20 protein-coding genes and 1 tRNA gene are annotated in these 25,623 nt (G+C 57.9%); 11 read left to right on the top strand and 10 right to left on the bottom strand.

The genetic code is table 11. The annotated features are described in order from the left end of the window. Window positions 1-21: 21 nt before the first annotated feature. From msrA to TG4357_RS03720, 7 genes are all read right to left on the bottom strand, one after another. Window positions 22-522 (bottom strand): peptide-methionine (S)-S-oxide reductase MsrA, encoded by a 501-nt coding sequence (msrA, locus tag TG4357_RS03690; RefSeq protein WP_058261508.1) that lies wholly within the window; start codon window positions 520-522, stop codon window positions 22-24. Continuing rightward, on the bottom strand, window positions 519-965 hold the full coding sequence (gene msrB, locus TG4357_RS03695; protein WP_058261509.1) for a peptide-methionine (R)-S-oxide reductase MsrB: 447 nt from the start codon (window positions 963-965) through the stop codon (window positions 519-521). The genes msrA and msrB overlap by 4 nt, the downstream gene beginning before the upstream one ends. A 66-nt stretch (window positions 966-1,031) precedes the next feature. Continuing rightward, a complete protein-coding gene (gene queG, locus TG4357_RS03700; protein ID WP_058261510.1) occupies window positions 1,032-2,081 on the bottom strand; it encodes a tRNA epoxyqueuosine(34) reductase QueG in 1,050 nt (349 codons plus the stop codon). Window positions 2,082-2,150: 69 nt separating this feature from the next. Beyond that, window positions 2,151-2,816: an FtsZ-binding protein FzlA gene (gene fzlA / locus TG4357_RS03705; RefSeq protein ID WP_058261511.1), complete on the bottom strand. Its 666-nt coding sequence runs from the start codon at window positions 2,814-2,816 to the stop codon at window positions 2,151-2,153. Between the two features lie 61 nt (window positions 2,817-2,877). Continuing rightward, on the bottom strand, window positions 2,878-3,606 hold the full coding sequence (gene mtgA / locus TG4357_RS03710; protein ID WP_058261512.1) for a monofunctional biosynthetic peptidoglycan transglycosylase: 729 nt from the start codon (window positions 3,604-3,606) through the stop codon (window positions 2,878-2,880). Window positions 3,607-3,742: 136 nt separating this feature from the next. Then, window positions 3,743-8,281 carry a glutamate synthase large subunit gene (gene gltB / locus TG4357_RS03715; protein ID WP_058261513.1) on the bottom strand — a complete coding sequence of 1,513 codons (4,539 nt, stop codon included), beginning with the start codon at window positions 8,279-8,281 and terminating at the stop codon, window positions 3,743-3,745. A 90-nt stretch (window positions 8,282-8,371) separates the two neighbouring features. Continuing rightward, a complete protein-coding gene (locus TG4357_RS03720; protein WP_058261514.1) occupies window positions 8,372-9,805 on the bottom strand; it encodes an NAD(P)-dependent oxidoreductase in 1,434 nt (477 codons plus the stop codon). A 224-nt stretch (window positions 9,806-10,029) separates the two neighbouring features. Between TG4357_RS03720 and TG4357_RS03725 the strand changes: the two genes are divergently transcribed. After that, the gene (locus TG4357_RS03725; protein ID WP_058261515.1) at window positions 10,030-10,833 is read left to right on the top strand and encodes an undecaprenyl-diphosphate phosphatase; all 804 of its coding nucleotides are present in this window, start codon (window positions 10,030-10,032) and stop codon (window positions 10,831-10,833) included. A gap of 48 nt (window positions 10,834-10,881) precedes the next feature. On the opposite strand, the gene TG4357_RS03730 is transcribed toward TG4357_RS03725, so the two are convergent. Beyond that, window positions 10,882-11,865 carry a complex I NDUFA9 subunit family protein gene (locus tag TG4357_RS03730; protein WP_058261516.1) on the bottom strand — a complete coding sequence of 328 codons (984 nt, stop codon included), beginning with the start codon at window positions 11,863-11,865 and terminating at the stop codon, window positions 10,882-10,884. 145 nt (window positions 11,866-12,010) lie between these two features. Here TG4357_RS03730 and TG4357_RS03735 point away from each other — a divergent pair. The 10 genes from TG4357_RS03735 (at window position 12,011) to TG4357_RS03775 (ending at window position 20,990) form a co-directional block, all read left to right on the top strand. Continuing rightward, window positions 12,011-12,097: transfer RNA gene (locus TG4357_RS03735), tRNA-Leu, on the top strand. Between the two features lie 254 nt (window positions 12,098-12,351). After that, the gene (locus tag TG4357_RS03740; protein WP_058261517.1) at window positions 12,352-13,467 is read left to right on the top strand and encodes an MHYT domain-containing protein; all 1,116 of its coding nucleotides are present in this window, start codon (window positions 12,352-12,354) and stop codon (window positions 13,465-13,467) included. A 138-nt stretch (window positions 13,468-13,605) separates the two neighbouring features. Continuing rightward, a complete protein-coding gene (locus tag TG4357_RS03745) occupies window positions 13,606-14,460 on the top strand; it encodes an FAD binding domain-containing protein (RefSeq protein ID WP_058261518.1) in 855 nt (284 codons plus the stop codon). 12 nt (window positions 14,461-14,472) lie between these two features. Beyond that, window positions 14,473-14,967: a (2Fe-2S)-binding protein gene (locus TG4357_RS03750; protein WP_058261519.1), complete on the top strand. Its 495-nt coding sequence runs from the start codon at window positions 14,473-14,475 to the stop codon at window positions 14,965-14,967. Next, window positions 14,964-17,381 (top strand): aerobic carbon-monoxide dehydrogenase large subunit, encoded by a 2,418-nt coding sequence (locus TG4357_RS03755; RefSeq protein WP_058261520.1) that lies wholly within the window; start codon window positions 14,964-14,966, stop codon window positions 17,379-17,381. The genes TG4357_RS03750 and TG4357_RS03755 overlap by 4 nt, the downstream gene beginning before the upstream one ends. Window positions 17,382-17,433: 52 nt before the next feature. Then, window positions 17,434-18,309, top strand: a complete 876-nt coding sequence (locus TG4357_RS03760; protein ID WP_175473936.1) for an AAA family ATPase — start codon at window positions 17,434-17,436, stop codon at window positions 18,307-18,309. Beyond that, complete coding sequence (locus TG4357_RS03765) at window positions 18,306-19,487, top strand: vWA domain-containing protein (RefSeq protein ID WP_058261521.1); 1,182 nt, start codon at window positions 18,306-18,308, stop codon at window positions 19,485-19,487. Before TG4357_RS03760 ends, TG4357_RS03765 begins: the two co-directional genes overlap by 4 nt. Further along, the gene (locus tag TG4357_RS03770) at window positions 19,484-20,287 is read left to right on the top strand and encodes an XdhC family protein (protein ID WP_058261522.1); all 804 of its coding nucleotides are present in this window, start codon (window positions 19,484-19,486) and stop codon (window positions 20,285-20,287) included. The genes TG4357_RS03765 and TG4357_RS03770 overlap by 4 nt, the downstream gene beginning before the upstream one ends. Next, window positions 20,280-20,429 carry a hypothetical protein gene (locus tag TG4357_RS19440; RefSeq protein WP_158509045.1) on the top strand — a complete coding sequence of 50 codons (150 nt, stop codon included), beginning with the start codon at window positions 20,280-20,282 and terminating at the stop codon, window positions 20,427-20,429. The genes TG4357_RS03770 and TG4357_RS19440 overlap by 8 nt, the downstream gene beginning before the upstream one ends. A 111-nt stretch (window positions 20,430-20,540) precedes the next feature. Beyond that, complete coding sequence (locus TG4357_RS03775; RefSeq protein ID WP_058261523.1) at window positions 20,541-20,990, top strand: SRPBCC family protein; 450 nt, start codon at window positions 20,541-20,543, stop codon at window positions 20,988-20,990. Window positions 20,991-21,112: 122 nt separating this feature from the next. Here the strand turns inward: TG4357_RS03775 and TG4357_RS03780 are convergent, their stop codons facing one another. Then, entirely contained in the window at window positions 21,113-22,435 is a 1,323-nt protein-coding gene (locus TG4357_RS03780) for an MmgE/PrpD family protein (RefSeq protein ID WP_074646982.1), read from the bottom strand. A gap of 249 nt (window positions 22,436-22,684) precedes the next feature. Beyond that, window positions 22,685-25,588 (bottom strand): DUF7933 domain-containing protein, encoded by a 2,904-nt coding sequence (locus tag TG4357_RS03785; RefSeq protein WP_497986783.1) that lies wholly within the window; start codon window positions 25,586-25,588, stop codon window positions 22,685-22,687. Window positions 25,589-25,623: the final 35 nt, after the last annotated feature.

The raw sequence follows: 25,623 nt of genomic DNA on the forward strand, positions 1-25,623 counted from the left end.
CCGTTTTCGCCTTGTCAGAGTCTATTTCCGGCTCGGCAACGCCCAGTCGGGACGCGGAAAATGGCAGGTATAACCATTTGGAAGCCGTTCCAGATAATCCTGATGTTCCGGTTCCGCCTGCCAGAAATCACCAACCGGTTCGACTTCTGTCACCACTTTGCCCGGCCATATCCCGCTCGCCTCGATATCGGCGATGGTTTCCAGCGCGCAATCCTTTTGCGCCGCGTCGACGTAATAAATCGCGGACCGATAGCTCAATCCCAGATCGTTGCCCTGCCTGTTCAGCGTGGTCGGATCGTGGATCTGAAAGAAAAACTCCAACAGCTTGCGGTAGCTGATCTTGTCCGGGTCAAAGATGATTTCGATCGCTTCGGCATGGCTGCCATGGTTGCGATAGGTCGCATTGGGCACATCGCCGCCGGAATAGCCCACCCGCGTCGACAATACCCCGGGCAGTTTGCGGATCAGATCCTGCATCCCCCAGAAACAGCCCCCCGCCAATACAGCGCGTTGGTCCATCATATGTCCTCCACTTGATTGAGGTAATCGCCATAGCCTTCGGCCGTCATGTCATCGCGATGGATGAAGCGCAGCGAAGCTGAATTGATACAATAGCGCAGCCCGCCGCGATCCGGTGGCCCGTCGTTGAACACATGACCCAGATGGCTGTCGCCATGGGTCGAGCGCACTTCGGTACGAACCATGCCGAGGCTGGCATCGCGCAGTTCGGCAATATGGGCCGGTTCGATCGGCTTGGTAAAGCTGGGCCAACCGCAGCCGGATTCGTATTTGTCCGCTGACGCAAAAAGCGGTTCACCGGACACCACGTCGACATAGATACCCGGCGCCTTGTTGTTCAGCAATTTACCCGATCCGGGCCTTTCGGTGCCGTTTTCCTGAGTGACCCAGAATTGTTCCGGCGTCAGATTGGCCACCACATCGGGGTGTTTTTCAAATTTCGGCATTGCGGCCCTCCGGTCCTGTTACGTCCTGACAAGATGGCGCAGTTTGACCAAAAACAAAGTCCTGTTTCAATCCTTTGTCGCATTCGTGTTCAACCGCAGCACCGCCCAGCGCGCCGCATCCGCCACGGTGGCATCGGTATCTTCGGTCAACCGGCGCGCCACGGGCAACAGATCGGATTGGCCGGAATTGCCGATTGCATAGAGCACGTTACGGACAAAGCGGTTGCGTCCGATCCGCTTGATCGGACTGCCGGAAAAGAACGCCCGGAACCCGGCATCGTCCAAGACGGCCAATTCGGCCAGTTTCGGCGCTTTCAATTCTTCGCGCGCATGATAGCGCAATTCGCGCGCTTCAATCGCGAATTTGTTCCACGGGCACACCGCCAGACAATCGTCGCAACCATAGATGCGGTTGCCCAGCAACGGCCGCAGGTCCTGCTCTACCGGTCCGTGATGTTCGATGGTCAGATAGGAAATGCAGCGCCGCGCATCGATCTGGTAGGGTGCCGGGAAAGCCGCGGTCGGGCAAATGTCCTGACAGGCGGTACAAGACCCGCAATGGTCGGTTTCGGCTGGATCAGGGTCTAATTCCAGCGTGGAAAAGATCGAGCCGATGAAAAACCAGCTGCCCAGTTCGCGGCTGACCAGATTGGTATGCTTGCCCTGCCATCCCAGCCCCGCCGCCTGCCCCAAGGGTTTTTCGGCCACCGGCGCAGTATCGACGAACACCTTGACCTCGCCACCCGCTTCGGCAATCAGCCAGCGTGCCAGACGCTTCAGCCGTTTCTTGACAAGATCATGATAGTCCTTGTTCTGCGCATAGACCGATATCGCACCACAGTCGCGCTGCTGCAAAATCTGCAACGGATCATGTTCGGGTGTATAGCTTTCTGCCAGAACGATCACCGAACGTGCCTCGGGCCACAATGCCGAAGGGTTGCCGCGCCATTCGGCCCGGTTTTCCATCCATGCCATCTGACCGTGCCGCCCCTTGGCCAGAAACGCCGACAGGCGCTTGGGCACCTGCGGGATATCGCCGGGCCGGCAAATGCGACAGGCATCGAATCCCTCTTGCAGGGCCTGCGATACCAGCGATTGTTTCAACCCCTGTTTCATCTTGGTCAAAATACTCCGGGGGCGTCGCCCAAGGGGCGACGGGGGCAGCGCCCCCGACACCCGTCCGGATCAGAAATCCAGATCGGCATAATGCGCCGGCTGCGGAAAGCCGGGGATCTGGTCGGCCAAGATCGACCGGAACGCCGGGCGCGATTTAATCTTGGCATACCAATCCTTGACCACCGCATGGCGGTTCCAATCCACGTCACGGATATAGTCCAGCGTGGACAGATGCGCAGCGGCGGCAAAATCGGCCAGGCTCATCGCGTCGCCGGCCAGCCAGCGGCGTTGATCCAACAGCCAAGCCATGTAATCGAGATGATATTTAATCTTCTGTGCCCCGGCCTTCACGTTCTTCGAATCCGGATATCCCAACCCCATCACCTTCTTGTTGACCCGCTCATAAAGCAGTTTCGACGTCACTTCATGATGAAACTTGTCATCGAACCACGCCACCAGACGGCGCACTTCATAGCGATCATCCGGGGTGCGCGGCATTAGCGGCGGGTCGGGATAGACTTCTTCGAGATATTCGCAGATCGCCCCGCTTTCGGCCATCGTTTTGCCATCCAGCCGCAGCACCGGCACCTTGGCGGCGGGGTTGCGGCGCAGGAAGTCCGGGTCCTGTTCCCAATAGCGTTCTTCGACCAATTCGCATTCGATGCGTTTTTCGGCCAGACACAACCGGACCTTGCGGCAAAACGGGGACAGGGGAAAATGATAGAGCTTGGCCATTGGCTATATTGTTCTTTCAATCAGCGGGCGTATTCCTGAATGCCCTCTTGAGCGGGGATTTTCAATCCTCGAAACAGGCTGCGCGACCATCCAAACGGATAGTCTCGGCCCCGTCACGGACACTGGCGGCACGGCGTCGGACAAATTCCGCCGGTTGCGACGCCGACCGCGCTTTGGGCGACGGTAGGATGGCGGCCAGTCGCGCGGCCTGAACCGGGGTCAGCCGATCAGGCCCGACATCGAAATAGTGCCGCGCAGCCGCGTCGATGCCAAAGACGCCTTCATCGAATTCCGCCACGTTTAGATAAACCTCGATGATGCGCCGTTTCGACCAGACCAGTTCGACCATCGGCGTCATCAGGGTTTCCAGCGCCTTGCGCACCCAACTGCGGCCATGCCAGAGGAACGTATTCTTGACCACCTGCTGGCTGATCGTCGACGCCCCGCGCGTTGCACCGTCTTCAATCGCGGCGCGGATCGCCGCCATGTCGAAGCCCCAGTGATTGCAGTAATTGGCATCTTCTGCCGCGACCACCGACCGCGCCATCACCGGCGCGACGTTTTCCAGATCGGTCCATTGCCGATCAACTGAGCCCAATCGGCGGGTTTCCTGTGCGATATAAATGGTGGTAGGCGGATTAAACAGCCCGTAGGCGGCAATCCAGATCATCGCCAGGCCCCAGCCAAGCACAACAAGGCGCAGCGCCCAGATCGCCAGCCAGCGAAACGGTCGGATTGGCTGTCTTTTACCCTTGGTTTGTTTTTTCTTGGTGCGCTTCTTGCCTGCCATGGTTCAGCTATAGGCAGACCGGGGACGGCTGAAAAGCCCCGCAAACGGCTGCATCACGGACTTCGCCCGAAAAAAGCCGGGTGAAAACGAAAACGGCGGCCCGAAGGCCGCCGTTCATCGTCTTTTGACCCCGACCCTATTCCGCCGGAACCGCAGTTTCTTCCAGACTCAGAGGGTGCGGGATATGGATCAGCATTTCTTTCGGGCAGACCTGAAGGAAGTTTTTCAACTCGCTGTCCCAGTGTTGCAAGATTTCGGCGGCTTTGCGGCTGCCGGTCTCTTCCAGATGCTGTTCGATCAAGCCTTTCAGCTGATCATGCCAATAGGCCACCGTGACCGGGCAGGTCACCAGCGTTTCCATGTTCATCAGCGTATCGGCCCGCCCGTCGGGATCGTAAAGATAGGCCATGCCGCCGGTCATCCCGGCCCCGAAATTAGCCCCGATCGATCCGAGAATCACCGCGACCCCGCCGGTCATGTATTCACATCCGTTCGAACCGCAGCCTTCGATCACCACCTTCGCACCCGAATTCCGCACCCCGAAGCGTTCCCCGGCGCGGCCCGCCGCGAACAGATAACCATCGGTCGCGCCGTAAAGCACAGTGTTGCCGATGATGGTGTTGTCTGCAGCGACCAGCGGGCTTGCCATCGGTGGACGGACTACGACGGTCCCCCCCGACAGGCCTTTGCCGACATAATCATTGGCATCGCCCGACACTTCCAGTTTCAACCCAGGTGCCGCGAAAGCCCCCAAGGATTGACCGGCAGAACCGGTCAGTTTCACCGTCAGATGGTTCGGTTGCAGCGCGTTGCGCATTCCGAAATTCTTGACGATATGGCTGGACGTGCGGGTGCCTACGGTCCGGTCGGTGTTCTGTACCGCATAGCTGAGCTGCATTTTTTCGCCATCCTGCAAAAAGCGCTGCGCGTCGCGCACGATTTCGGCATCCAGAGTGTCGGGCACCACATTGCGCGGCTTGTTGCGGTCATAGGTGATATCCTTGACCCCATCGACCATCAGCAGCAGCGGATTGAGGTCCAGATCATCCAGATGCGCCGATCCGCGGCTGACCTGGCTCAGCAAGTCGGCACGTCCGATCACTTCATCCAGCGACCGGGCCCCGATGGAGGCCAGAAGTTCGCGCACTTCTTGCGCGTAGAAAGTGATCAGGTTGACCACCTTGTCGGCGTTGCCAGTGAACTTTTCGCGCAGCGCTTCGTCCTGGGTACACACGCCCACCGGGCAGGTGTTCGACTGGCACTGACGCACCATGATGCAGCCCATCGCGATCAGCGCGGCGGTGCCGATGCCGAATTCTTCGGCCCCCATCATCGCGGCCATGACGATATCGCGCCCGGTGCGCAGCCCGCCATCGGTCCGCAGGGTGACGCGGGACCGCAGGTTGTTCATCGCCAGAACCTGATGCGCTTCGGTCAGGCCCATTTCCCAAGGCAGGCCGGCGAATTTGATCGACGTTGCCGGGCTGGCCCCGGTGCCACCATTGGCACCGGAAATCAGGATCACGTCGGCCTTGGCCTTGGCCACACCGGCGGCGATGGTGCCGACGCCGGATGCCGCGACCAGTTTGACCGTCACCTTGCAGCGCGGGTTGATCTGTTTCAGGTCATAGATCAGCTGTGCCAGATCTTCGATCGAATAGATGTCGTGATGCGGCGGCGGCGAAATCAGGGTCACACCCTTGGTCGAATGGCGCAGACGGGCAATCAGGTCGGTGACCTTCATTCCCGGCAACTGACCACCTTCGCCGGGCTTGGCACCCTGGGCCACCTTGATTTCCAGTTCTTCGCACTGGTTCAGATATTCGGCGGTCACGCCGAACCGGCCCGATGCGACCTGTTTGATCTTGGCGGACGGGTTGTCACCGTTGGGTTCGGGTACGAAATGCGCCGGATCTTCGCCGCCTTCGCCGGAATCGGACTTGGCACCGATCCGGTTCATCGCCACGTTCAGCGTCTTGTGCGCTTCGGGGCTGAGCGCACCCAGCGACATGCCGGGCGTCACGAACCGTTTGCGGATCGAGGTGATCGATTCGACCTCTTCAATCGGCACAGCCTTGCCCAGCGGTTTGAAATCCATCAGATCACGCAGGTGAATCGGCGGATTGCTTTGCATCCTGGCCGAATATTGTTTCCACAGCTCAAACGAGGCGCGATTGCAAGCCTGTTGCAGCAGGTGCATGGTCTGGGCACCCCAAGCATGGGTTTCGCCGGAATTCCGCGCCTTGTAAAACCCACCGATCGGCAACACATCACGGCCACCGCGCCAGCCCATCGCGTGGACTTCTTCGACCTTGCGCTGAACACCGCTGACACCGATACCGGAAATCCGGCTGAGCATGCCGGGGAAGAATTCGGCAACCATGGCGCGGCTCAGCCCGACGGCTTCGAAATTCAGACCGCCACGATAGGACGAAATCACCGAAATCCCCATCTTGGACATGATTTTCAGCAGACCCTGGTCGACGGCATCGCGGAACCGTCTGGTCGCTTCGGTCAGGTTGCAATCCAGCAGGCCTTTTTCGATCCTGTCGGACAGGCTGTCTTCGGCCAGATAGGCGTTGACCACGGTGGCACCGCAGCCAATCAGTACTGCGAAATAATGCGGATCGATACATTCGGCCGACCGCACATTCAGCGAACAGAAGGTTCGAAGGCCCTTGCGCGTCAGATGCGAATGCACCGCGCTGGTGGCCAGGATCATTGGCATCGCGACCTTGTCTTCGTTTTGATGCTGATCGGTCAGCGCAATATGCCCGGCACCGGAACGCACGGCATCTTCGGCTTCGTTGCGGATGCGTTCCAGATGGGCGCGCAGGCCGCTGCTGTCACCGCCTGCGGGGAAGGTACAGTCGATTTCCACCAAATCAGCGTTGAATTGACGGATCAGTTCTTCCCATTGCGCGTTGCCGACAAAGGGGCTTTCCAGAACCAGAATTTCGGTCTGAGCCGAGCTTTCATCAAGCACGTTCTTCAGGTTGCCGAACCGCGTTTTCAACGACATCACCCGGAATTCGCGCAAGCTGTCGATCGGCGGGTTGGTGACCTGACTGAAATTCTGACGGAAAAAATGGCTGAGCGGGCGGTATTTCTTGGACAGGATCGCGGATGGCGTATCGTCCCCCATCGACGCGATCGCTTCTTTGCCATCTTCGGCCATCGGTGCAAGAACCTGTTCCAGTTCTTCGATGCTGTACCCGGCGGCAATCTGGCGCTTGCGCAGTTCTGCCCCGGCAAAGACCGGCTTTTCGGTCAACCCAGACAACGCTTCGTCGAGATCATTGATTTTTCCGACCCAGTCGCCAAAGGGCTGGCTGGCGGCCAGTTTGTTCTTGATTTCGGTATCGTGGAACAACGCGCCTTCTTGCATATCCACGGCCAGCAACTGACCCGGACCCAATGCGCCCTTTTCCTTCACCGATGCTTCATCGGTCGGGACCATCCCGGCTTCGGACCCGGCGATCAACAGATTGTCCCCGGTCACGACATAGCGCATCGGCCGCAGCCCGTTGCGGTCCAGACCTGCACAGACCCAGCGGCCATCGGTCATCGCCAAGGCGGCAGGACCATCCCAGGGTTCCATCACGCTGTTGCAGTAGCTGTACATATCACGCCAGGCTTCGGGCAGTTCCTGAGCCTGCTTGGACCAGCTTTCGGGCACCAGCATGGTTTTCGCCATCGGCGCATTGCGTCCAGCACGCACCAGAACTTCGAACACGGCGTCCAAAGCGGCAGAATCCGACGACCCCGACGGGATGATCGGCTTGATGTCTTCGGCCAATTCACCAAAGGCGCTGGATGCCATGCGGATTTCATGGCTTTTCATCCAGTTGATGTTGCCCTTGAGCGTGTTGATTTCGCCGTTATGGGCCAACATGCGGAACGGCTGCGCCAGCCACCATTCGGGGAAAGTGTTGGTTGAATACCGCTGGTGGTAAATCGCAAAGGCCGATTCAAAGCGTTCGTCCTTCAGGTCGGGATAGAATTCGGCGACCTGTTCAGCCAGCATCATGCCTTTATAGATGATCGACCGGCAGCTCAGCGAACAGACGTAAAGGCTGCCGATACCGGCGGCGGCGGCGGCCTTTTCAATCCGGCGGCGGATCACGTAAAGTTCGCGTTCGAACGCTTCTTCGTCGATATCCTTGGCGTTGGAAATCAGGATCTGTTCGATTTCGGGCCGGGTCGCATTGGCCTTCTCACCAAGACAGGAAATATCGACCGGAACGTGACGCCATCCATAGATGTGATGCCCCATCCGCAGCACTTCGGATTCAACGATGGTCCGGCAGGTTTCCTGCGCACCGAAATTGACCCGCGGCAGAAACACCTGACCGACAGCCATCAGGCGTCCGTTATGGGGTTCATGGCCGGTGCGACGGATCTGATCATAGAAGAATGGGACCGGGATCTGTACATGGATACCCGCGCCGTCGCCGGTTTTGCCGTCGGCGTCCACGGCACCACGGTGCCAGATCGCTTTGAGCGCGGTGATCCCGGCATCGACAACTTTGCGGCTGGGTTTGCCATTCAGGCTAACGACAAGGCCGACACCGCAGGACGAATGTTCGTCTTCGATCCGGTACATGCCGTTTTCGGCAACCCACTGGCGCTTGGCTTCTTCTGCTGCGGCCCAGTTTTCATCATATTTCGTCATATCTAACCCTTCCTTGGCTGGTGGGTCAGGACCCTGAACGGGCCCCCGGGGAATTCTGTGGGACGGGCGGGTATGCCGCCCGGATTTGGCTTATTCGGCAGCGACGGCCTTGGCGTCGTTCAGGTAATCGAGGACCGCATCGGCGCTGTCGCGTCCATCCTTGATCGCCCAGACCACCAGAGAAGCGCCGCGCACGATGTCGCCCACGGCGAACACACCGTCGAGCGATGTCTGACCCGTGGTGAAATCGGCCCGGATCGTGCCCCAGCGGGTCACGTCCAACCCTTCGACACCCCAGAGCTTGGGCAGGTCTTCGGGTTCAAAGCCCAGCGCCTTGATGACCAGATCGGCCTCTTCCACGTAATCGGCGCCTTCGATCACTTCGGGGGACTGACGGCCCGACGCATCCGGCGCGCCAAGGCGCATTTTCTGCACCATCACGCCGGACACCGGATCACCCGCAAACCCCTTGGGCGCGGCCAGCCAGACGAATTCGACGCCTTCTTCTTCGGCATTTTGCACTTCGCGCTGCGATCCCGGCATGTTGGCGCGGTCACGGCGATACAGACATTTGACCGAAGTCGCACCCTGCCGGATCGCGGTCCGCACACAATCCATCGCGGTGTCGCCGCCGCCGATGACCACGACCTTCTTGCCCGCCGCGTTTAGAGAGCCATCTTCGTATTCCGGCACATCGTCACCGAAGCTGTGCTTGTTCGACACGGTCAGGTAATCGATCGCGCGTTCGATCCCGGTGGCGGTCGATCCCGGGCCGGTCAGATCGCGGGTCTTGTAGACACCTGTAGCGATCAACACCGCATCATGCTTGCCGCGAATGGCGTCGAAGCTGATATCTTCGCCGACATTGCAGTTCAGCACGAATTCAACGCCGGATTGCTGCAACTGGTCGATCCGGCGCATCACCACGTCCTTTTCCAGTTTGAAACTGGGGATGCCATAGGTCAGCAAGCCGCCGGCGCGGTCATGGCGGTCATAAACGGTGACCTGCACCCCGGCGCGGCGCAGCACGTCGGCCGCAGCCAAACCGCCAGGGCCTGAACCGATGATACCGACAGATTGATCGCGTTCCACGGCAGGAGTGATCGGTTTCACCCAACCTTTTTCCCATGCAGTGTCGGTGATGTATTTTTCCACCGACCCGATCGTCACGGTGCCATGGCCGGATTGTTCGATCACGCAATTGCCTTCGCACAGGCGATCCTGCGGACAGATACGGCCGCAGATTTCCGGGAAAGTATTGGTGGATTGGCTGAGCGCATAGGCTTCTTCCAGACGACCGGTCGCGGTCATCCGTAACCAATCGGGGATGTTGTTGTGCAGCGGGCAATGCGACTGACAGTAAGGCACGCCACACTGACTGCAGCGGCTGGCCTGTTCGCGGGCCTTTTCATCGGCGAATTCCGCATAGATTTCGTGGAAATCCTTGTTGCGCAATTCCGCGTCACGCTTTTCCGGCATGTCGCGTTCAATCGTCACGAATTTCAGCATCGGTTGCTTAGCCACGGCGCCGCCTTCCTAAGAAATAGAATGAGTCCGGCGTTCTTTACGACACCTTATCGACTAATAAAAGTCAGAACTACTTACCTAAATGTAGAAAAGTTACCCCCGAATGGAAGAAGATCTCCATCTCAGCAAGGAAATTAGGTCCGATACGGAACTTTAAAAAATCTTTCCCCGCATTCTCAGTGCTTTATACCACCAATAACTCAATAAACACAGAGCATCCCATGACCATCTTACATTTGCTCATTATCGCGCTGATTCAGGGCGTTACTGAGTTTTTGCCGATTTCATCTTCGGGTCACCTGATTCTCGTACCGAATCTGACCGGGTTGCAGGATCAAGGCCGGGTGATCGATGTTGCCGCACATCTGGGCACACTGGCGGCGGTCGTTTTGTTTTTCTGGACCGATGTGCGGATCGGTTTGGCAGGCATTCCACGGATGCTGACCGGGCGAATCGACACGCCGGGGTCAAAGCTGGCATTCCTTTTGGTGCTGGCGACCATCCCGGTGATCTTGGCCGGACTGGTTCTGGAACTGACCGGGCTTAGCGATACGCTGCGCAGTACGGCCGTCATCGGCTGGACCATGCTGGGATTCGGCGTGGTGCTGTATTGGGCCGATCAAAAGGGCAGCACAGAAAAGGTTGATTCCGATTGGTCCGTGAAGGACGCGATTCAGATGGGACTGTGGCAGGCGGTGGCGCTGATCCCGGGCACTTCGAGATCCGGCATCACCATCACGGCGGGCCGTTTCCTTGGCTATAGCCGGCATGACGCGGCAAAACTTTCGATGCTGATGTCTATCCCGACAATCTTTGCCAGCGGGGCACTGCTGACCGGGGAAGTCATTCAAACCGCAGATGCGGCCGCCGCGCGGGATGGAGGCATCGTGGCGGGAATGTCTTTCCTGTCGGCGCTCGTGGCGTTGAGCCTAATGATGCGGCTGCTGAGATCGACCAGTTTCACGCCCTATGTGATTTATCGCATGATCCTGGGGGGGATCCTGCTCGTGATCGCGTATCAATGAAAAAAGGCGGGCCAAGACCCGCCCTTTTTAAAAGCTGTTTCGTTGTGATCAGCTGATCTTCAGGTTCTTCGCCGAATCCTTAATCGCGTCATACTGACCCGAGGGGCGGAACCGCCACAGGTAATCCGGCAGCACCGCTTCCAAGGCGACCGGCTTAATGCCCAGATCGGCCAATCCCCTGGCGTCGCCGGACACCACATTGTCCTTGGCCAACAGCGTCACCTGATCCCGGGTCAGCGGTGCCGTGAACAGCCCCAAGCTTATCTTGCTGGTCAGTTCGAACAGCATCGCGTTGATCCGCGCCAGCCAGAATGGCAGATTCATCACCAGCTTGCGGCGATGGATTACGGTCAGCATGTGATCGATCAGATCGCGCAGGGTGTTCACATCAGGTCCGCCCAGTTCATAAACGCCCGGTTCGGCCTTGCCATCAACCGCCAGCATCGCAGCTTGGGCGACATCATCGACATAAACCGGCTGAAACTTGGTGTTGCCACCGACGATCGGCAGGATCGGCCCCATCCGCGACATCGAGGCGAAACGGTTGAAGAAACCGTCTTCGGTCCCGAAAATCACCGATGGGCGCAGAATCACGGCATTCGGCATATGCGCCAGAACAATCGCTTCGCCTTCGGCCTTGGTGCGGGCATACGCGCTGGCGCTGTCTGCATCGGCACCGATGGCCGACAGATGCACGAAGGTTTCAATTCCCTGCTCGGCCGCGATACGGGCGATCCGCCCGGCACCGTCGGCCTGAATCGCGTCAAAGGTATTTGCGCCCTTTTCGCCCATCAACCCGACGCAGTTCACAACCGCATCGGCCCCGTTCATCACCGCCGCCACGCTGGCTTCATCACGGATATTGCACAACACCGGTTCGACCTGACCCGGGGTGCCATAGGGTTTGACATGCATCGCTTCGTTCGGGCGACGGACCGCCACACGAATGCGCCAGCCGTCTTTAGCCAGACGCCGCGCGATATAACGGCCAACAAAGCCCGACCCGCCATAGATGGTCACGAGTTTCGACATGGGGATGACTCCGGCTAATGAAAACGTTGCCTTTTCCTAGCTCTGAAAGGGCGTTTTCACAAGGAGATTTGCCATCACGGCAAAAAGTTGAAAAACGACGTTGACACTGCCTGCGGGCAGGGATACATCGCCCTCCACGACACCTGCCCAGGTGGCGGAATTGGTAGACGCGCTAGCTTCAGGTGCTAGTATTGGCAACGATGTGGAGGTTCGAGTCCTCTCCTGGGCACCATTCAAAAATCCCCGAAAAACAAGAAAATGCAGCCTGACCGGCATTTTCTTATGGGGTGCCCCACGTTTTACCCCGCTGTCCGCCGTGAGCGTCCAAGATTGAAACGCGTGTTTTGATTGCGCACCGTTCGTGCGAACCAGATAACTGCGGCCCATAGAAAACCGACTCTCTTGAAAACAGACGCACGGCGGTAACCGGGGAAGGCGCGTATTCAAAACTTGCGAGGTCTCCTACAAATCGTTTAATCGTCGCACATGCAATTCCTTGATTTTTCCCACAACCCATTGCTTGTCTTTGCATCGCTGTTTGTGGCGATGATGTCGGGATTCACCGGGCTTTCGCTGACCAAGGGATTGTCTGGCCGCAGCGTGGCCCAGCGAAAAGTCCTGATTGCGCTTGCCGCGATCGCATTGGGCGGCGGAATATGGTCGATGCATTTTGTGGCAATGTTGGGCCTGCAATTGCCGATCTTGTTTTATTATGACGCGGCGGTCACCCTAGCTTCGGCCCTGATTGCCATTTTGGCAACTGGGATTGCATTGCTGATCCTACATTTCCACCCACGGACGCGAACCACATTGGTATTGGCGGGCGGTATCGTGGGTCTTGGTGTTGTCGCAATGCACTATCTTGGAATGTCAGCAATGCAGCTGTGCCGAGCGGTCTATTCGCCATTGGGTATCGTTTTGGCCATCACGTCTTCAACCGGGTTGAATATTGCGGCTTTTGCAATTGCCTATGGTCGACGCACGCAACGGAATTTGGTTTTGGGCACGTTGTTTTTCGGGTGTTCCGTTTTTTCCGTTCATTTCATTGCGATCAGTGGCACCAGTTTTATCGCGGCACCGGTCACGAACGAAGTCGGTCCCTTGATCAGTAACGAGATTATGGCGATTGGCGTGGTCCTCAGCAGCTTTGTGTTGTGCGGCGCGTTTCTGTTGACCGGAGTTACATTTCTCGCGCCAGCACAGCCACAAGCCAGCGCACCCGAAAAACCCGAAGATACTCAGGCGCAGCCTGAACCCGTTGCCAACGTTGCCAACAAACGAATTCCATACGAACAAGATGGGCGCACGCATTTCGTCGATCAGCAATCAGTGGCCGTGATCCGGGCCGAAGGGCGCTATACTTACCTGTACACGGCAAACGCAAAACTGTTTTGTGTCTGGTCAATCACGGAAGCCGAAAAACGGCTTGATGCGGGTGTGTTCATCAAGACCCACCGCAGTTACCTTCTCAATCCGGCTTTTGTGACCGGGTTCGAACGCCTCAAGGACAGTGGTGTGTGCCATCTAGAATTGGCCAACTTGACCAAGGTGCCCGTCAGCAGATCGCGACTGCACGCTGTGCGCGACGTGCTGGGCATCTGAAGCGGCGCATTTCGTGCGTTCTGATGCGCATTTCGTGCAGAATACGTCTCTTTTAAAGCCAAAACAGATGCTGCCGCATGCGGTTGCATACGATCCTTTCTGACAGCGGTCTAAATTTCACGTCAGGGAGGACAAGGAATGATACCAGCAGCGTTCGATTACTATCGGCCTAAGAAGATGGACGACGTGATCGCCCTTTTGGAACAGCACGGCGATGATGCACGTGTGATGGCGGGGGGGCATAGTCTGATCCCGATGATGAAGCTGCGAATGGCCGAAGTCCCGCATCTCATCGATCTGCAAGACATTGAAGGCCTGAGCGACATTTCTGTCGAGGGTGGGAAAATCACTTTGGGCGCGATGGTGACCCAGCATGATTTGATCAATCATGCCGGGTTGACGGCCGCTGCGCCGATTCTGCGCGAAGCGGCGCTTCAGATTGCAGATCCGCAAGTGCGCTACATGGGGACCGTCGGCGGCAACGTTGCCAATGGCGATCCGGGCAATGATATGCCCGGATTGATGCAGTGCCTCGATGCACAGATCAATCTGGTTGGCCCGAATGGCACACGCAGCGTGGCCGCACGTGAGTATTACGAAGCGGCCTATATGACCGACCGAGAGGATGACGAAGTTCTGGTGTCGATCAGCTTTGATACGCCTTCAGGTGGGTTTGCCTATGAAAAGCAAAAACGCAAAATTGGCGATTATGCCACCGCCGCCGCGGCCGTACAGATCGTCAAAGACGGGGGCAAAGTCGCGGCCGCATCGATCGCGATGACCAACCTGAGCGACGTACCTGTTTGGTCGGAAGGCGCCTGCGATGCCTTGGTTGGCACGAGCTGTGACGCAGCCGCGATGAAGGCAGCTGCGGCTGCGATGCTGGGCGACATTGATCCATCCGAAGACAACAGGGGCCCCGTTGCCTTCAAGCGCCATGTGGCAGGCGTCATTCTGACCCGCGCCATCACGCGCGCTTGGGATCGGGCATAAGGGACAACAGAAATGACTGAAAAAATGCACATCAAGCTGAAAGTGAACGGCGAAGACAAAGAATTTCTGGCCGAACCGCGCGAATTGCTGATTTACGCGCTGCGCGAAAAACTCAACATCACCGGCCCTCATGTAGGATGCGAGACATCCCATTGTGGTGCCTGCACCGTAACGCTGAACGGAAAATCGGTGAAATCCTGCACCATGTTTGTGGCCCAGGCCAACGGTGCCGAAATCACCACGATCGAAGGCATCGGCACCCCGGACGCGCTGCATGTATTGCAAGAAAGTTTCCGCGAACATCACGGGTTGCAATGTGGGTTCTGCACGCCGGGGATGATCATGAGGGCAACCAAGTTGCTGGAAGAAAATCCGACCCCCACCGAAGAAGAAGTTCGCTTCGGCATGGCCGGCAACATCTGCCGCTGTACGGGCTATCAGAACATCGTCAAATCCATCCTTGCCGCAGCAAGCGAGTTGAACGCCGCGAAGGAGGCCGCACAATGAACGATTTGTCTCCAGAACGCCAAGAACGCTCTGCCAACCTGAAAGGCATGGGGTGTTCGCGTAAGCGCGTCGAAGATGCCCGGTTCACCCAAGGCAAGGGCAACTATGTCGATGACATCAAGCTTGATGGCATGTTGCACGGTGATTTCGTTCGGTCCCCTTATGCGCATGCGCGGGTTGTTTCGATCAACAAAGACGCCGCACTTGCGCTGCCCGGCGTCGTTGCCGTTTTGACCGCAGAAGACCTGGCGCCTTTGAACCTGCACTGGATGCCGACTCTGGCCGGTGACAAACAAATGGTGCTGGCGGATGGCAAGGTGCTGTTTCAGGGACAGGAAGTGGCGTTTGTAGTCGCATCTGACCGGTATGTCGCCGCCGATGCGGTTGAATTGGTCGAGGTGGAATACGAGGAACTGCCGGTTATTACCGACCCGTTTGAATCCTTGAAATCCGACGTGGTTTTGCGTGAAGACCTTGCAGGGCAAACCGAAGGCGCACATGGTCCGCGCAAGCATCACAACCATATCTTCACGTGGGAACAAGGTGAAGAAGCCGCAACCAACCAAGTGATCGACAATGCCGACATCGTTGCCGAAGAAAGCATGTACTATCATCGCACACATCCTTGCCCGCTGGAAACCTGCGGATCGGTGGCGTCGATGGACAAGGTCAACGGCAAGCTGACGCTTTGGGGCACATTTCAGGCGCCGCATGTGGTGCGCACTGTGGCTTCGTTGTTGTCGGGGATCGAAGAACACAACATTCGCGTCATCTCTCCCGACATTGGCGGCGGGTTTGGCAACAAAGTCGGCGTCTATCCCGGCTATGTCTGTTCCATCGTGGCGTCCATCGTCACCGGCGTTCCGGTGAAATGGGTCGAAGACCGGATGGAAAACCTGATGTCGACCGCTTTTGCGCGCGATTATCACATGACCGGCAAGATCGCTGCCACCAAAGACGGCAAGATCACCGGGTTGCATTGTCATGTGACGGCAGACCATGGCGGCTTTGACGCCTGTGCTGATCCAACCAAGTTTCCGGCAGGGTTCATGAATATCTGCACCGGGTCTTATGACATTCCGACGGCCTACCTGGCGGTGGACGGGGTCTATACCAACAAGGCGCCGGGTGGGGTATCCTATCGCTGTTCGTTCCGGGTGACGGAAGCGGTGTATTTCATCGAACGCATGATCGAGGTTTTGGCGATCAAGCTGGACATGGACGCGGCCGAACTGCGCCGGATCAACTTCATCAAGAAAGAACAATTCCCCTATACTGCCGCCTTGGGCTGGGAATATGACAGCGGCGATTATCACACCGCGTGGGACAAGGCGCTGAAGTCCGTCGATTACGAAGGCTTGCGTAAAGAACAAGCCGAAAGGGTCGAAGCCTTCAAGCGCGGCGAAACCCGCACGTTGATGGGGATCGGTCTGTCGTTCTTCACCGAAATCGTCGGGGCTGGTCCAGTCAAGAACTGCGACATCCTTGGGATGGGCATGTTTGACAGCTGCGAAATTCGTATCCACCCCACCGGGTCGGCAATTGCACGTCTTGGAACCATCTCTCAGGGTCAGGGCCACGCGACGACGTTCGCCCAGATCTTGGCGAGCGAAATCGGTATTTCGGCGGACAGCATCACCATCGAAGAAGGTGATACCGACACAGCCCCCTATGGGCTTGGAACCTATGGATCGCGGTCAACCCCGGTTGCGGGTGCGGCGACAGCGTTGGCGGGGCGCAAAATCCGCGCCAAGGCGCAGATGATCGCGGCTTACCTGCTTGAAGTACACGACGACGATGTTGAATTCGACATCGACCGTTTTGTGGTCAAAGGCGCACCGGAAAAGTTCAAGACGATGAAGGAAATCGCCTATGCGGCCTATAATCAGGCCATTCCGGGAATCGAACCGGGGCTTGAGGCGGTCAGCTACTACGATCCGCCCAACATGACCTATCCGTTCGGGGCCTATGTCTGCGTGATGGACATCGACGTCGATACTGGTGTGCCGGAAATCCGCCGTTTTTACGCGCTGGACGATTGCGGCACGCGGATCAACCCGATGATCATCGAAGGACAGGTCCATGGTGGCCTTACCGAGGCGCTCGCCGTCGCGTTGGGACAAGAAATTGCCTATGACGAACTCGGCAACGTCAAGACCGGGACGCTTATGGACTTCTTCCTGCCAACAGCCTGGGAAGTGCCCAATTACGAAACCGACTACACCGTCACCCCCAGCCCGCACCATCCGATCGGGGCCAAGGGTGTGGGCGAAAGCCCGCATGTGGGCGGCGTGCCGTGTTTTTCGAACGCGATTCAGGATGCGTTCCGTCCGTTCGGCAATACCCATACCAACATGCCGCACGATCACTGGCGCATCTGGCAGACGGCCAATGGGCTTGGGCTGCATGACTAAGTGACTTGGGGCAGCCTTTGCGGGCTGCCCCCTTTACAGGTTGGATATGATGATGGATTGGACCACGCTGCAAACCGCCATGGCGGAACAGGGTTATATTGCCGATGATGATCTGGCCATGGCCGTGCATCTGGCGTTGGCTTTGGGTCGTCCTTTGCTGCTTGAAGGTGCCGCTGGCGTCGGCAAGACCGAAGTGGCGCGCGTCCTGTCGCAGGTCCGCGATACCCAGTTGATCCGCCTGCAATGCTATGAAGGTCTGGACGCGGCGCAGGCCATTTACGAATGGAACTATCAGCGTCAGCTGCTTTCCATTCGGGCCGCTGCCGAAGACGGGGAAACTGGCCGCGCCGTAGAAGACCGCATCTTTTCCCAAGATTTCTTGTTGGAACGGCCCCTTCTCAAAGCCATTCGGCAAGATCAGCCGCCCGTCCTTTTAATCGACGAAATCGACCGGGCCGATGAAGAATTCGAAGCCTATCTTCTGGAAATTCTATCCGAATTTCAGGTGACAATACCGGAACTTGGGACGATTACCGCGACTTCGCGCCCGATCGTCATATTGACGGCCAACGGCACGCGTGACCTGAGCGATGCGCTGCGCCGTCGCTGCCTGTATGCTCATGTCGGCTATCCTGACCGCAACACCGAATTGTCAATTTTGCAAAGCCGTTGCGCGGGTATCAACGGGCAACTTGCCGGCCAGATTGTCGGGTTCGTACAATCCCTGCGCAAAGAAGATCTGGAAAAGAAACCTGGCGTCGCCGAGATGCTGGATTTTGCTGCCGCCCTGATGGGGCTGGGGATTGCAGACCTGACAACCGATCCGAAGGTGCTGCAAGCCACGCTTGCCACGCTTTTGAAAACCGAAAGCGACCGCTTCAACATCACGACCGAAATCGCCCAGCGTCTGGCCGGGAAAGCCGCATGAGCAGGGTCACGAAATTCGCAGCCCGTGATCCCGGCCCGGCGGCACGCATGTCGGGGTTCATGGCACATTTGCGCGACAATGGGTTACGTCTTGGCGTTGGTGAGGCAGAACTGTCCCTGACAGCATTGACCCATGTGCAAGCCAGCGATCCCAACGAAGTCCGCCACGCATTGCGTGCGGTGTGCAGCGGCTGTGCCGAAGATGCCGCGCGGTTTGACGATTTGTTTGATGCTTTTTGGCTCAACGGTGGGCGGGTGGCGGAAAAGACGATGCCGGCGCAATCGCCCACCGCTGACAACGTCCATAGTTCGCGTAATGCCAAAGGGCTGGATGCGGCAAGTGGAGCCGGTTCCGCCACGTCGCCCGATGGCGATGACGGTGGCGCCGCTGAGGACGGCGAGGGAAAACTGGTGGCCAGCGTGGTGCAGGCCACGATGAAGAAAGATCTGCGAGATCTGGTTCAGCCCGAAGATATTGCCGAAGCGCAAGTGATCGCTCGGAAGCTCGGTGCGGCGCTGCACGACCGCCGCTCGCGCCGTCGCAAACAGGCCCGCAAAGGCGATAAAATCCATTTTCGCAAACTGATCCGCCAAAGCCTGTCGACCGGCGGGGAACCGTTACAATTGCCCAAGAAACAGCGCCCGGATCGACCTTTGAAAATCGTGACGCTGTGCGACGTTTCCGGGTCGATGACTGTCTATGCTCAAGTTTTTCTGGCGTTCATCGCGGGGCTGATGCGCGAAGACGAGACGACCGACGCCTATTTGTTTCACACCCGGCTTGTCCGCATCGCCGAAGCCCTGCGCGACAAAGATGCGCTGCGCGCGTTGGGGCGATTGTCGGTGCTGGCCGACGGGTTTGGCGGTGGATCAAAGATCGGGGTGTCCTTGATGCAGTTTTCGCGGACCTATGCGCGCCGGTTCGTCGATGGGCGCACCGTCGTGTTGATCCTGTCAGACGGGTATGACACCGACAGGCCCGAATTGATCGCCGATGCCCTTGCCGCGTTGCGCAAGCGTGGCTGCAAAATCATCTGGCTCAACCCGCTGAAAGGCTGGGACGGCTATGAACCCGTGGCCCGAGGCATGGCAGCGGCCTTGCCCCACCTTGATCTGTTCCATCCTGCAAACCGATTGGCCGATCTGGAAGCACTTGAACCGGAGCTTAGACGCCTATGATGCCTGTTGATTTCACCGACAAAGACATTTCGAAACTGGCAAAGGACATGCGCGCGCGCGGTGAACCCTTTGCAATTGCCACGGTTGTACGCACTTTGGGGGCCACTGCGGCCAAACCGGGCGCGAAGGCGCTTCTCAATGCGCAGGGCGTGATCTTGCAGGGCTGGATTGGCGGCGGTTGCGTCCGCAACGCATTGGCAAAAGCAACACAGCGCGCGATGGCCGACGGCGCCCCCCAACTGGTGTCGTTACATCCGCAAGATCTGTTGGACGAAAAGGGGATCACAGCAGGCGAAGACATCGAAGGTGTGCGATTTGCCCGCAATGGCTGCCCGTCAAAAGGATCGATGGATATCTTCGTCGAACTTGTCCTGCCGTTGCCCGAATTGCGGATTTATGGCGATTCACTCGTTGCGCAATCTCTCGCCCATTTGGCAGCGCAGTTTCAATGGGCAGTCAGCCACGGAACAGCAGACACGACGGCACCGGCGTTGGGCGAAGGCGATATGCGGATGATCGTTGTGGCCACACAGGGTAAAAGCGATCTGGATTGCCTGAAGGCCGCTTTGAACAGCGATTCCTCCTTCATTGCCTTTGTCGGAAGTCGGAAAAAGTTTGCCGTGCTGTCAGAACGTCTTGTTGCTGACGGCCTGCCCCAGGAAACCGTTGCGCAGATCCAAGCCCCCGCAGGGTTGGCGATCGGAGCCGTGACACCCGACGAAATTGCCCTGTCGATCCTTGCGCAATTAACCAGCATTCGGCGGCACGATCAGCGGCATCAAGGGGGCGACAATGAATAATTGCACCGCAATTACAAAACCCCTGACCGCCATCCCGGTAAATGTCGGTGCTTGTGCGGCTTCGGCCCCGGTTGTTTTGCACATCGACAAGACGTCCATGGATTTCAAAAATTTACCAGCAACCAGCGAGATGAAAATATGAAGAAACTGAAGTGTCTTATTCGCCGCTGGGTGACGCCCGCAAAACTGAACGAAGAGCAGGCCGAGATTCTTGCTTCGATAAAATTCCCATGCTGTTAAGAAGGACCTTCTTATGGAACTGAACGACGAAATCACCATCAATGCTTCCAAGGCACGCGTCTACGAAGCGTTGAACGATCCTGAAATTTTGAAACAGTGCATTCCGGGTTGTGAGGAACTGATCAAGCATTCCGACACCGAACTTGAAGCGAAAGTCGTGTTGAAAGTCGGGCCGGTCAAAGCGCGGTTCAGCGGCAATGTTCAACTTGATACATCCGGCGCGCCGGATGCGTTTTCATTGACCGGTCAGGGCAATGGCGGTGCAGCAGGCCATGCCAAGGGTGGCGCTGACGTCACTTTGAAAGAAGTCGATGGCGCGACGGTTTTGACATATGCTGCCAAGGCGGAAATCGGTGGCAAGCTTGCGCAACTGGGATCACGTTTGATCCAAAGTACCGCGAAAAAACTTGCGGCGAAGTTCTTCAAGCAATTCGCGGAAGTCGTCGACGAGGTAACAGCTTGATCAGGCTGTCACCGGTGCCTTTCGCATCGTGGCCAGTGTAGCAGTCGGTTCCTTGCCATACCGGCCAACGACTTCGGTGCAGAGGATTATCTCTTTCAGGCCCCTGATCAGGACGGTTGGACTTATTGCTGTTTCGCTTTCACAAAGGTGCCAACTGTTGTTGCATCGATCCTGTCAAACCCATCACGCAGCGCAATAAGGTCTTCGGCCCCGTCACCGATCAGGCTTCGGGCCTTTTGTGCCAAACGCATTTCCAGCGTTTCAATCGGCATCCGGTCGGCAAGATCGTGGGAAACCTGGATGTCCGCGCCTTTGGTCAATTCGATCAACACCTGCGTTTGCTGATCCGATAGTGACGGGTCTGAGGTAACGATCACTTTGCCAGCGAAATCCTGAAGCAACGGGTCGGTGCAAAGCGCGTCTGCGTAAGTCCGGTCGTGCCCGGTCGCATGACCGTAGAAAATCATGCCCGCCAACCAAGCATAGCTAAACTTGACCTCAAGCCCGGTTCGAGGCGTTTTGATGTCGCAAACGGAAAGCCATCGCGGGTTCACCCGTACGCGCAAACAGGTGACTTGATCGGGGTCAATATCATGCGTTTGACGCGCCGCCAGCAATGCTTCGATCATTGCATGTGTGCCGTGGCAGCAGGCGTGAAATTTGTAGCTGTTCCGTACAAACCGGAACTGTTGCGGTGGGGACGTTTGCCATCCCGTATCCCTGTCCGGCGCATCCGAATGCGTTGCGATGAATCCCTGCGGCCCCATGATACCATCATCGGCCGATGTCACGCCCAAGCCAGCCAGCAAGGCACATTCCACCCCGTTGGAGGCAGCCAATCCCGCATTATACGGTTTGCCCATCGTGCCGAATTGGGATTTGAGACCGGAAGCACGGGTGGCGCACAGGCCCATAGCGGCGCGCATCTGGACACGGCTGAGTCGGTAAAGCCGCCCGGCGGCAAGCGTTGCCCCAAAAGCCCCGGCGGTCGCCGTCTGGTGAAATCCACGATTATAGTGGGCCGCACCCAAAATCCGCCCCAACCGGATTGCCGCTTCGGCCCCGATCAGGAAACTGTCGGCCACGTCACGCACGGATGCGCCGGTTTCTTCACCAACAGCAAGTGCGGCCGGAAAAATTCCAACTGAAAGATGACCGACATGATCGAAATGGGTATCGTCGAAATCGAGCGCATGGCTGGTTGCGCCATTGACCAAAGCGGCCATCCGCGCTGGCACCTGAACGCCGCCAAATACCGAAGACGTGCCCGAACGGGCTTCGTGATCAGCAAAACTGCGCAGCTTGGTCGCGACCGGTTCGCCGATCCCCGCCCTGCCACATGCCAGCCAGTCGAACAGCGACGCATATGCAAGCCTGCGCACCTCTTCGGTGATGTCAGAACCCGGCATTTCCGACAGGTCGAGTATTTGATCCATCACAGTCATGCTATGGCCCCGCTTCTTCATGGTTCGGAGTGTTTCAAAACCTGTTCTGCAAGAATGCACAATCTCAGGTCATGGCGTAAATTACAACGAGGGCGCAAATTCTAAAACGAAGCTCCGAGGTTTGCACGGCATCGGCTTATAGAGATGCCGGATGATCCTTGGCCCGTTTGGTAAAACGCCCCGCTCAGTGAGCGGGGCGTATCGTGATCCAAGCCAGCCAGTGTCTTCCAGGCCCCACTCAGCCCGACGCTATTGCAGCGGGACAATCAATTTGAAGCTGACCCCGTAGCTTTCGAAGTCGTCCTGACCGATACCATCGTAATTCGCGGTCATGCTGAATTGCAGACCTTCGCGGTTGGTATAGTTGAATCCGCCTTCAAGACGCGCCCGCAGGCCTTCGCTTTCGGTGGTCGCATTGGCAGACAAGGTCGCCCCCGACGCATCGCTAAAGTTATAGATTGCATCAAGTGTGAAGAACGGTTCCCACACATCGCCGCCCAGCATGTCGAACCGGCGGGAGAAGTTGGGACCAAACCGAAGCTGACCCAGCGAAACCTTCTGGCCCGGAATTGGAACGCCAAGCGAATCCACATAGGCCTGCTGATTTTCCCGGATATAGGAAAGGCTGATATTAGGTGACATCATCCAGTTGTTTTTCAGCTCATATTGTCCGGTCAGGCTGGCATTGGCCAGGAACCGTTCGGTTTCGAACGTATCCGTATAGGTGTTGAATGGGCTGATGTCGTTGGTCGACCGGCCCATGGCGAACCGACCGTCAAAGATCAGGTTCGGCGCCAGCCGTGCGGTGACATACGGCCCTGCCATCCAACCTTGCCCTTCAACGGTGCTGCTGGTGACGGTGGATGCGTCGCGCATCGAATCGAACTGGATCAACGCGCCGATCAGCAGGTCTTTGGACACGACGTAATCAGCCCCGAAATACCCCAGCGCGAAATGCCCGCCTGCCCCTTGGGTGCCCGAGAATTCATTGTAGAACCCTTCGAACCAGACATCCCAACGGGTATTTTGCACATACATGCTTTCCAGATCGGGATTATGCGCCAACAACGCCATCGCCTGTGCCGACCGCAGCCGTTGGGTCGATGTGGCTATATGGTAGTTGCCCGATCCAATTGACATCAGATCGAATTCCAGCGGCGACATCGCCATGATATCACCGCTGGCGAAACGCAGCTGTTGACCGCCGGTGCCACCTGAATTCAATCGCTGCAACCGGCGCGACAGGCTGGGCTGGTTTGACAGCAGCAGGTTATTGCGCCGCTGCAGGAAGTTGTGGATGGTATCCACCGTCTTCTGCAACGTTGCCACACTGCTGATTGTGCAGGTGACGGATTCGAAATCGCCCAGTACCAGATTGATTTCGCCGCCGGTGGCATTGACGGTGCTGTCGTCATCGCTGCAACGGATCGTTTCGTTGCCCACGCCGGTCGGACGGCTTTGTTTCACGGCGTAATCACCCGACGGAATTTCGATCGGGCCGAAACTTCCGGTTCCGCTTGCCGTCGCAATGGTAAAATTCAACAAAGATTCGGTCGAGGTGAAACCGAAGTTGCCATCTTCCGTCGTTTCCTGAATGAAAGTGACATAGGCGTTGGGATTCACCACCACGGTGACTTCGATATCCGCAGGTGCCGCACCGACCCCGACACTAGAAGATAGCGGGCTCAGTACGCTGGCCAATGCCCCGACCGTGACCGAGGTCACGTTCAGACGGATTTCACAGCTGCTTTGTATACCAACGGTGCCAGCGCTGAAGCTGAAACCAGACTCCCCAGAAGTCGCGCTCAACGTCCCGCCACAGGTCGAACTTGCCCCGGTCGGATCGGCAATCCTCAGATTGCTCGGGAAAGTTCCATTGAAGGCAAGCCCGCCAACTTCGATAAAGTTCGCGCTGTTGTCGATGGTAACGATCAAGGTCGATGTGCCACCCTGAGCAATCGTTTCCGGATTGAACCGCTGCGACATGATCGGTGCATTCGCTGCCGTTACGCTGAGCGACGCGGTCGCGGTGCCGCTATTGCCCAAGCTGGACGTTAGCTCACCGCTTTCATTGTTGTAATCGTCTACAACGGACGCGGTGACATCCACGCTGATTTCGCAAGTCGTTCCAGCATCGACCGATCCACCAGCATATCCGAACGAAGACGTTTCAGCGACGGCCGTCATTGTCCCGCCGGTGCAGGTGCTGGTCGCGTTCGGCGTGGCCGCCACGGTCATACCCGCCGGGAAGCTGTCGCTGAACTCGAGCGCCGTGGCCGAAACCAACGCCGCGCTGTTGTCGATGGTGAAGGTCAGTGTTGTAACGTTGCCCTGAACGATGCTGTCGGGTGCAAACGCCTTGGCAAAGCCGGGCGCACCCGCTGCTGTCACGCTCAGCGTCGCGGCGGCGGTGCCGCTGTTGCCCAAAGACGACGTCAGGTCGTCCGACACGTTATCGGCATCCCCCACGGTGGCCGAAGTCACATCGACGCTCACATCGCAGCTCGATCCCGCGGCAACGGTTCCACCGGTGAAGCTGACGCTATCCGTGCTGGCTGTTGCCGTCAGCGTGCCACCCGAACAGGTGCTGGTCGCGTTCGGCGTGGACGCCACGGTCATACCCGCCGGGAAGCTGTCGCTGAACTCGAGCGCCGTGGCCGAAACCAAAGCACTGCTGTTGTCGATGGTGAAGGTCAGCGTTGTAACGTTGCCCTGCACGATGCTGTCGGGCGCAAACGCCTTGGCAAAGCCGGGCGCACCCGCTGCTGTCACGCTCAGCGTCGCGGCGGCGGTGCCGCTGTTGCCCAAAGACGACGTCAGGTCGTCCGACACGTTATCGGCATCCCCCACGGTGGCCGAAGTCACATCGACGCTCACATCGCAACTCGATCCCGCGGCAACGGTTCCACCGGTGAAGCTGACGCTATCCGTGCTGGCTGTTGCCGTCAGCGTGCCACCCGAACAGGTGCTGGTCGCGTTCGGCGTGGACGCCACGGTCATACCCGCCGGGAAGCTGTCGCTGAACTCGAGCGCCGTGGCCGAAACCAACGCCGCGCTGTTGTCGATGGTGAAGGTCAGCGTTGTAACGTTGCCCTGCACGATGCTGTCGGGTGCAAACGCCTTGGCAAAGCCGGGCGCNCCCGGGGCTGTCACGCTCAGCGTCGCTGCTGCGGTGCCGCTGTTGCCCA

It is taken from the genome of Thalassovita gelatinovora (assembly GCF_001458355.1).
Taxonomy (GTDB): domain Bacteria; phylum Pseudomonadota; class Alphaproteobacteria; order Rhodobacterales; family Rhodobacteraceae; genus Thalassobius; species Thalassobius gelatinovorus.

Coding starts and splice junctions, on each gene's coding strand:
- msrA (WP_058261508.1), bottom strand. CDS start 522: ATGATGGACCAACGCGCTGTATTGGCGGGGGGCTGTTTCTGGGGGATG.
- msrB (WP_058261509.1), bottom strand. CDS start 965: ATGCCGAAATTTGAAAAACACCCCGATGTGGTGGCCAATCTGACGCCG.
- queG (WP_058261510.1), bottom strand. CDS start 2,081: ATGAAACAGGGGTTGAAACAATCGCTGGTATCGCAGGCCCTGCAAGAG.
- fzlA (WP_058261511.1), bottom strand. CDS start 2,816: ATGGCCAAGCTCTATCATTTTCCCCTGTCCCCGTTTTGCCGCAAGGTC.
- mtgA (WP_058261512.1), bottom strand. CDS start 3,606: ATGGCAGGCAAGAAGCGCACCAAGAAAAAACAAACCAAGGGTAAAAGA.
- gltB (WP_058261513.1), bottom strand. CDS start 8,281: ATGACGAAATATGATGAAAACTGGGCCGCAGCAGAAGAAGCCAAGCGC.
- TG4357_RS03725 (WP_058261515.1), top strand. CDS start 10,030: ATGACCATCTTACATTTGCTCATTATCGCGCTGATTCAGGGCGTTACT.
- TG4357_RS03730 (WP_058261516.1), bottom strand. CDS start 11,865: ATGTCGAAACTCGTGACCATCTATGGCGGGTCGGGCTTTGTTGGCCGT.
- TG4357_RS03740 (WP_058261517.1), top strand. CDS start 12,352: ATGCAATTCCTTGATTTTTCCCACAACCCATTGCTTGTCTTTGCATCG.
- TG4357_RS03745 (WP_058261518.1), top strand. CDS start 13,606: ATGATACCAGCAGCGTTCGATTACTATCGGCCTAAGAAGATGGACGAC.
- TG4357_RS03750 (WP_058261519.1), top strand. CDS start 14,473: ATGACTGAAAAAATGCACATCAAGCTGAAAGTGAACGGCGAAGACAAA.
- TG4357_RS03755 (WP_058261520.1), top strand. CDS start 14,964: ATGAACGATTTGTCTCCAGAACGCCAAGAACGCTCTGCCAACCTGAAA.
- TG4357_RS03760 (WP_175473936.1), top strand. CDS start 17,434: ATGGATTGGACCACGCTGCAAACCGCCATGGCGGAACAGGGTTATATT.
- TG4357_RS03765 (WP_058261521.1), top strand. CDS start 18,306: ATGAGCAGGGTCACGAAATTCGCAGCCCGTGATCCCGGCCCGGCGGCA.
- TG4357_RS03770 (WP_058261522.1), top strand. CDS start 19,484: ATGATGCCTGTTGATTTCACCGACAAAGACATTTCGAAACTGGCAAAG.
- TG4357_RS19440 (WP_158509045.1), top strand. CDS start 20,280: ATGAATAATTGCACCGCAATTACAAAACCCCTGACCGCCATCCCGGTA.
- TG4357_RS03775 (WP_058261523.1), top strand. CDS start 20,541: ATGGAACTGAACGACGAAATCACCATCAATGCTTCCAAGGCACGCGTC.
- TG4357_RS03780 (WP_074646982.1), bottom strand. CDS start 22,435: ATGACTGTGATGGATCAAATACTCGACCTGTCGGAAATGCCGGGTTCT.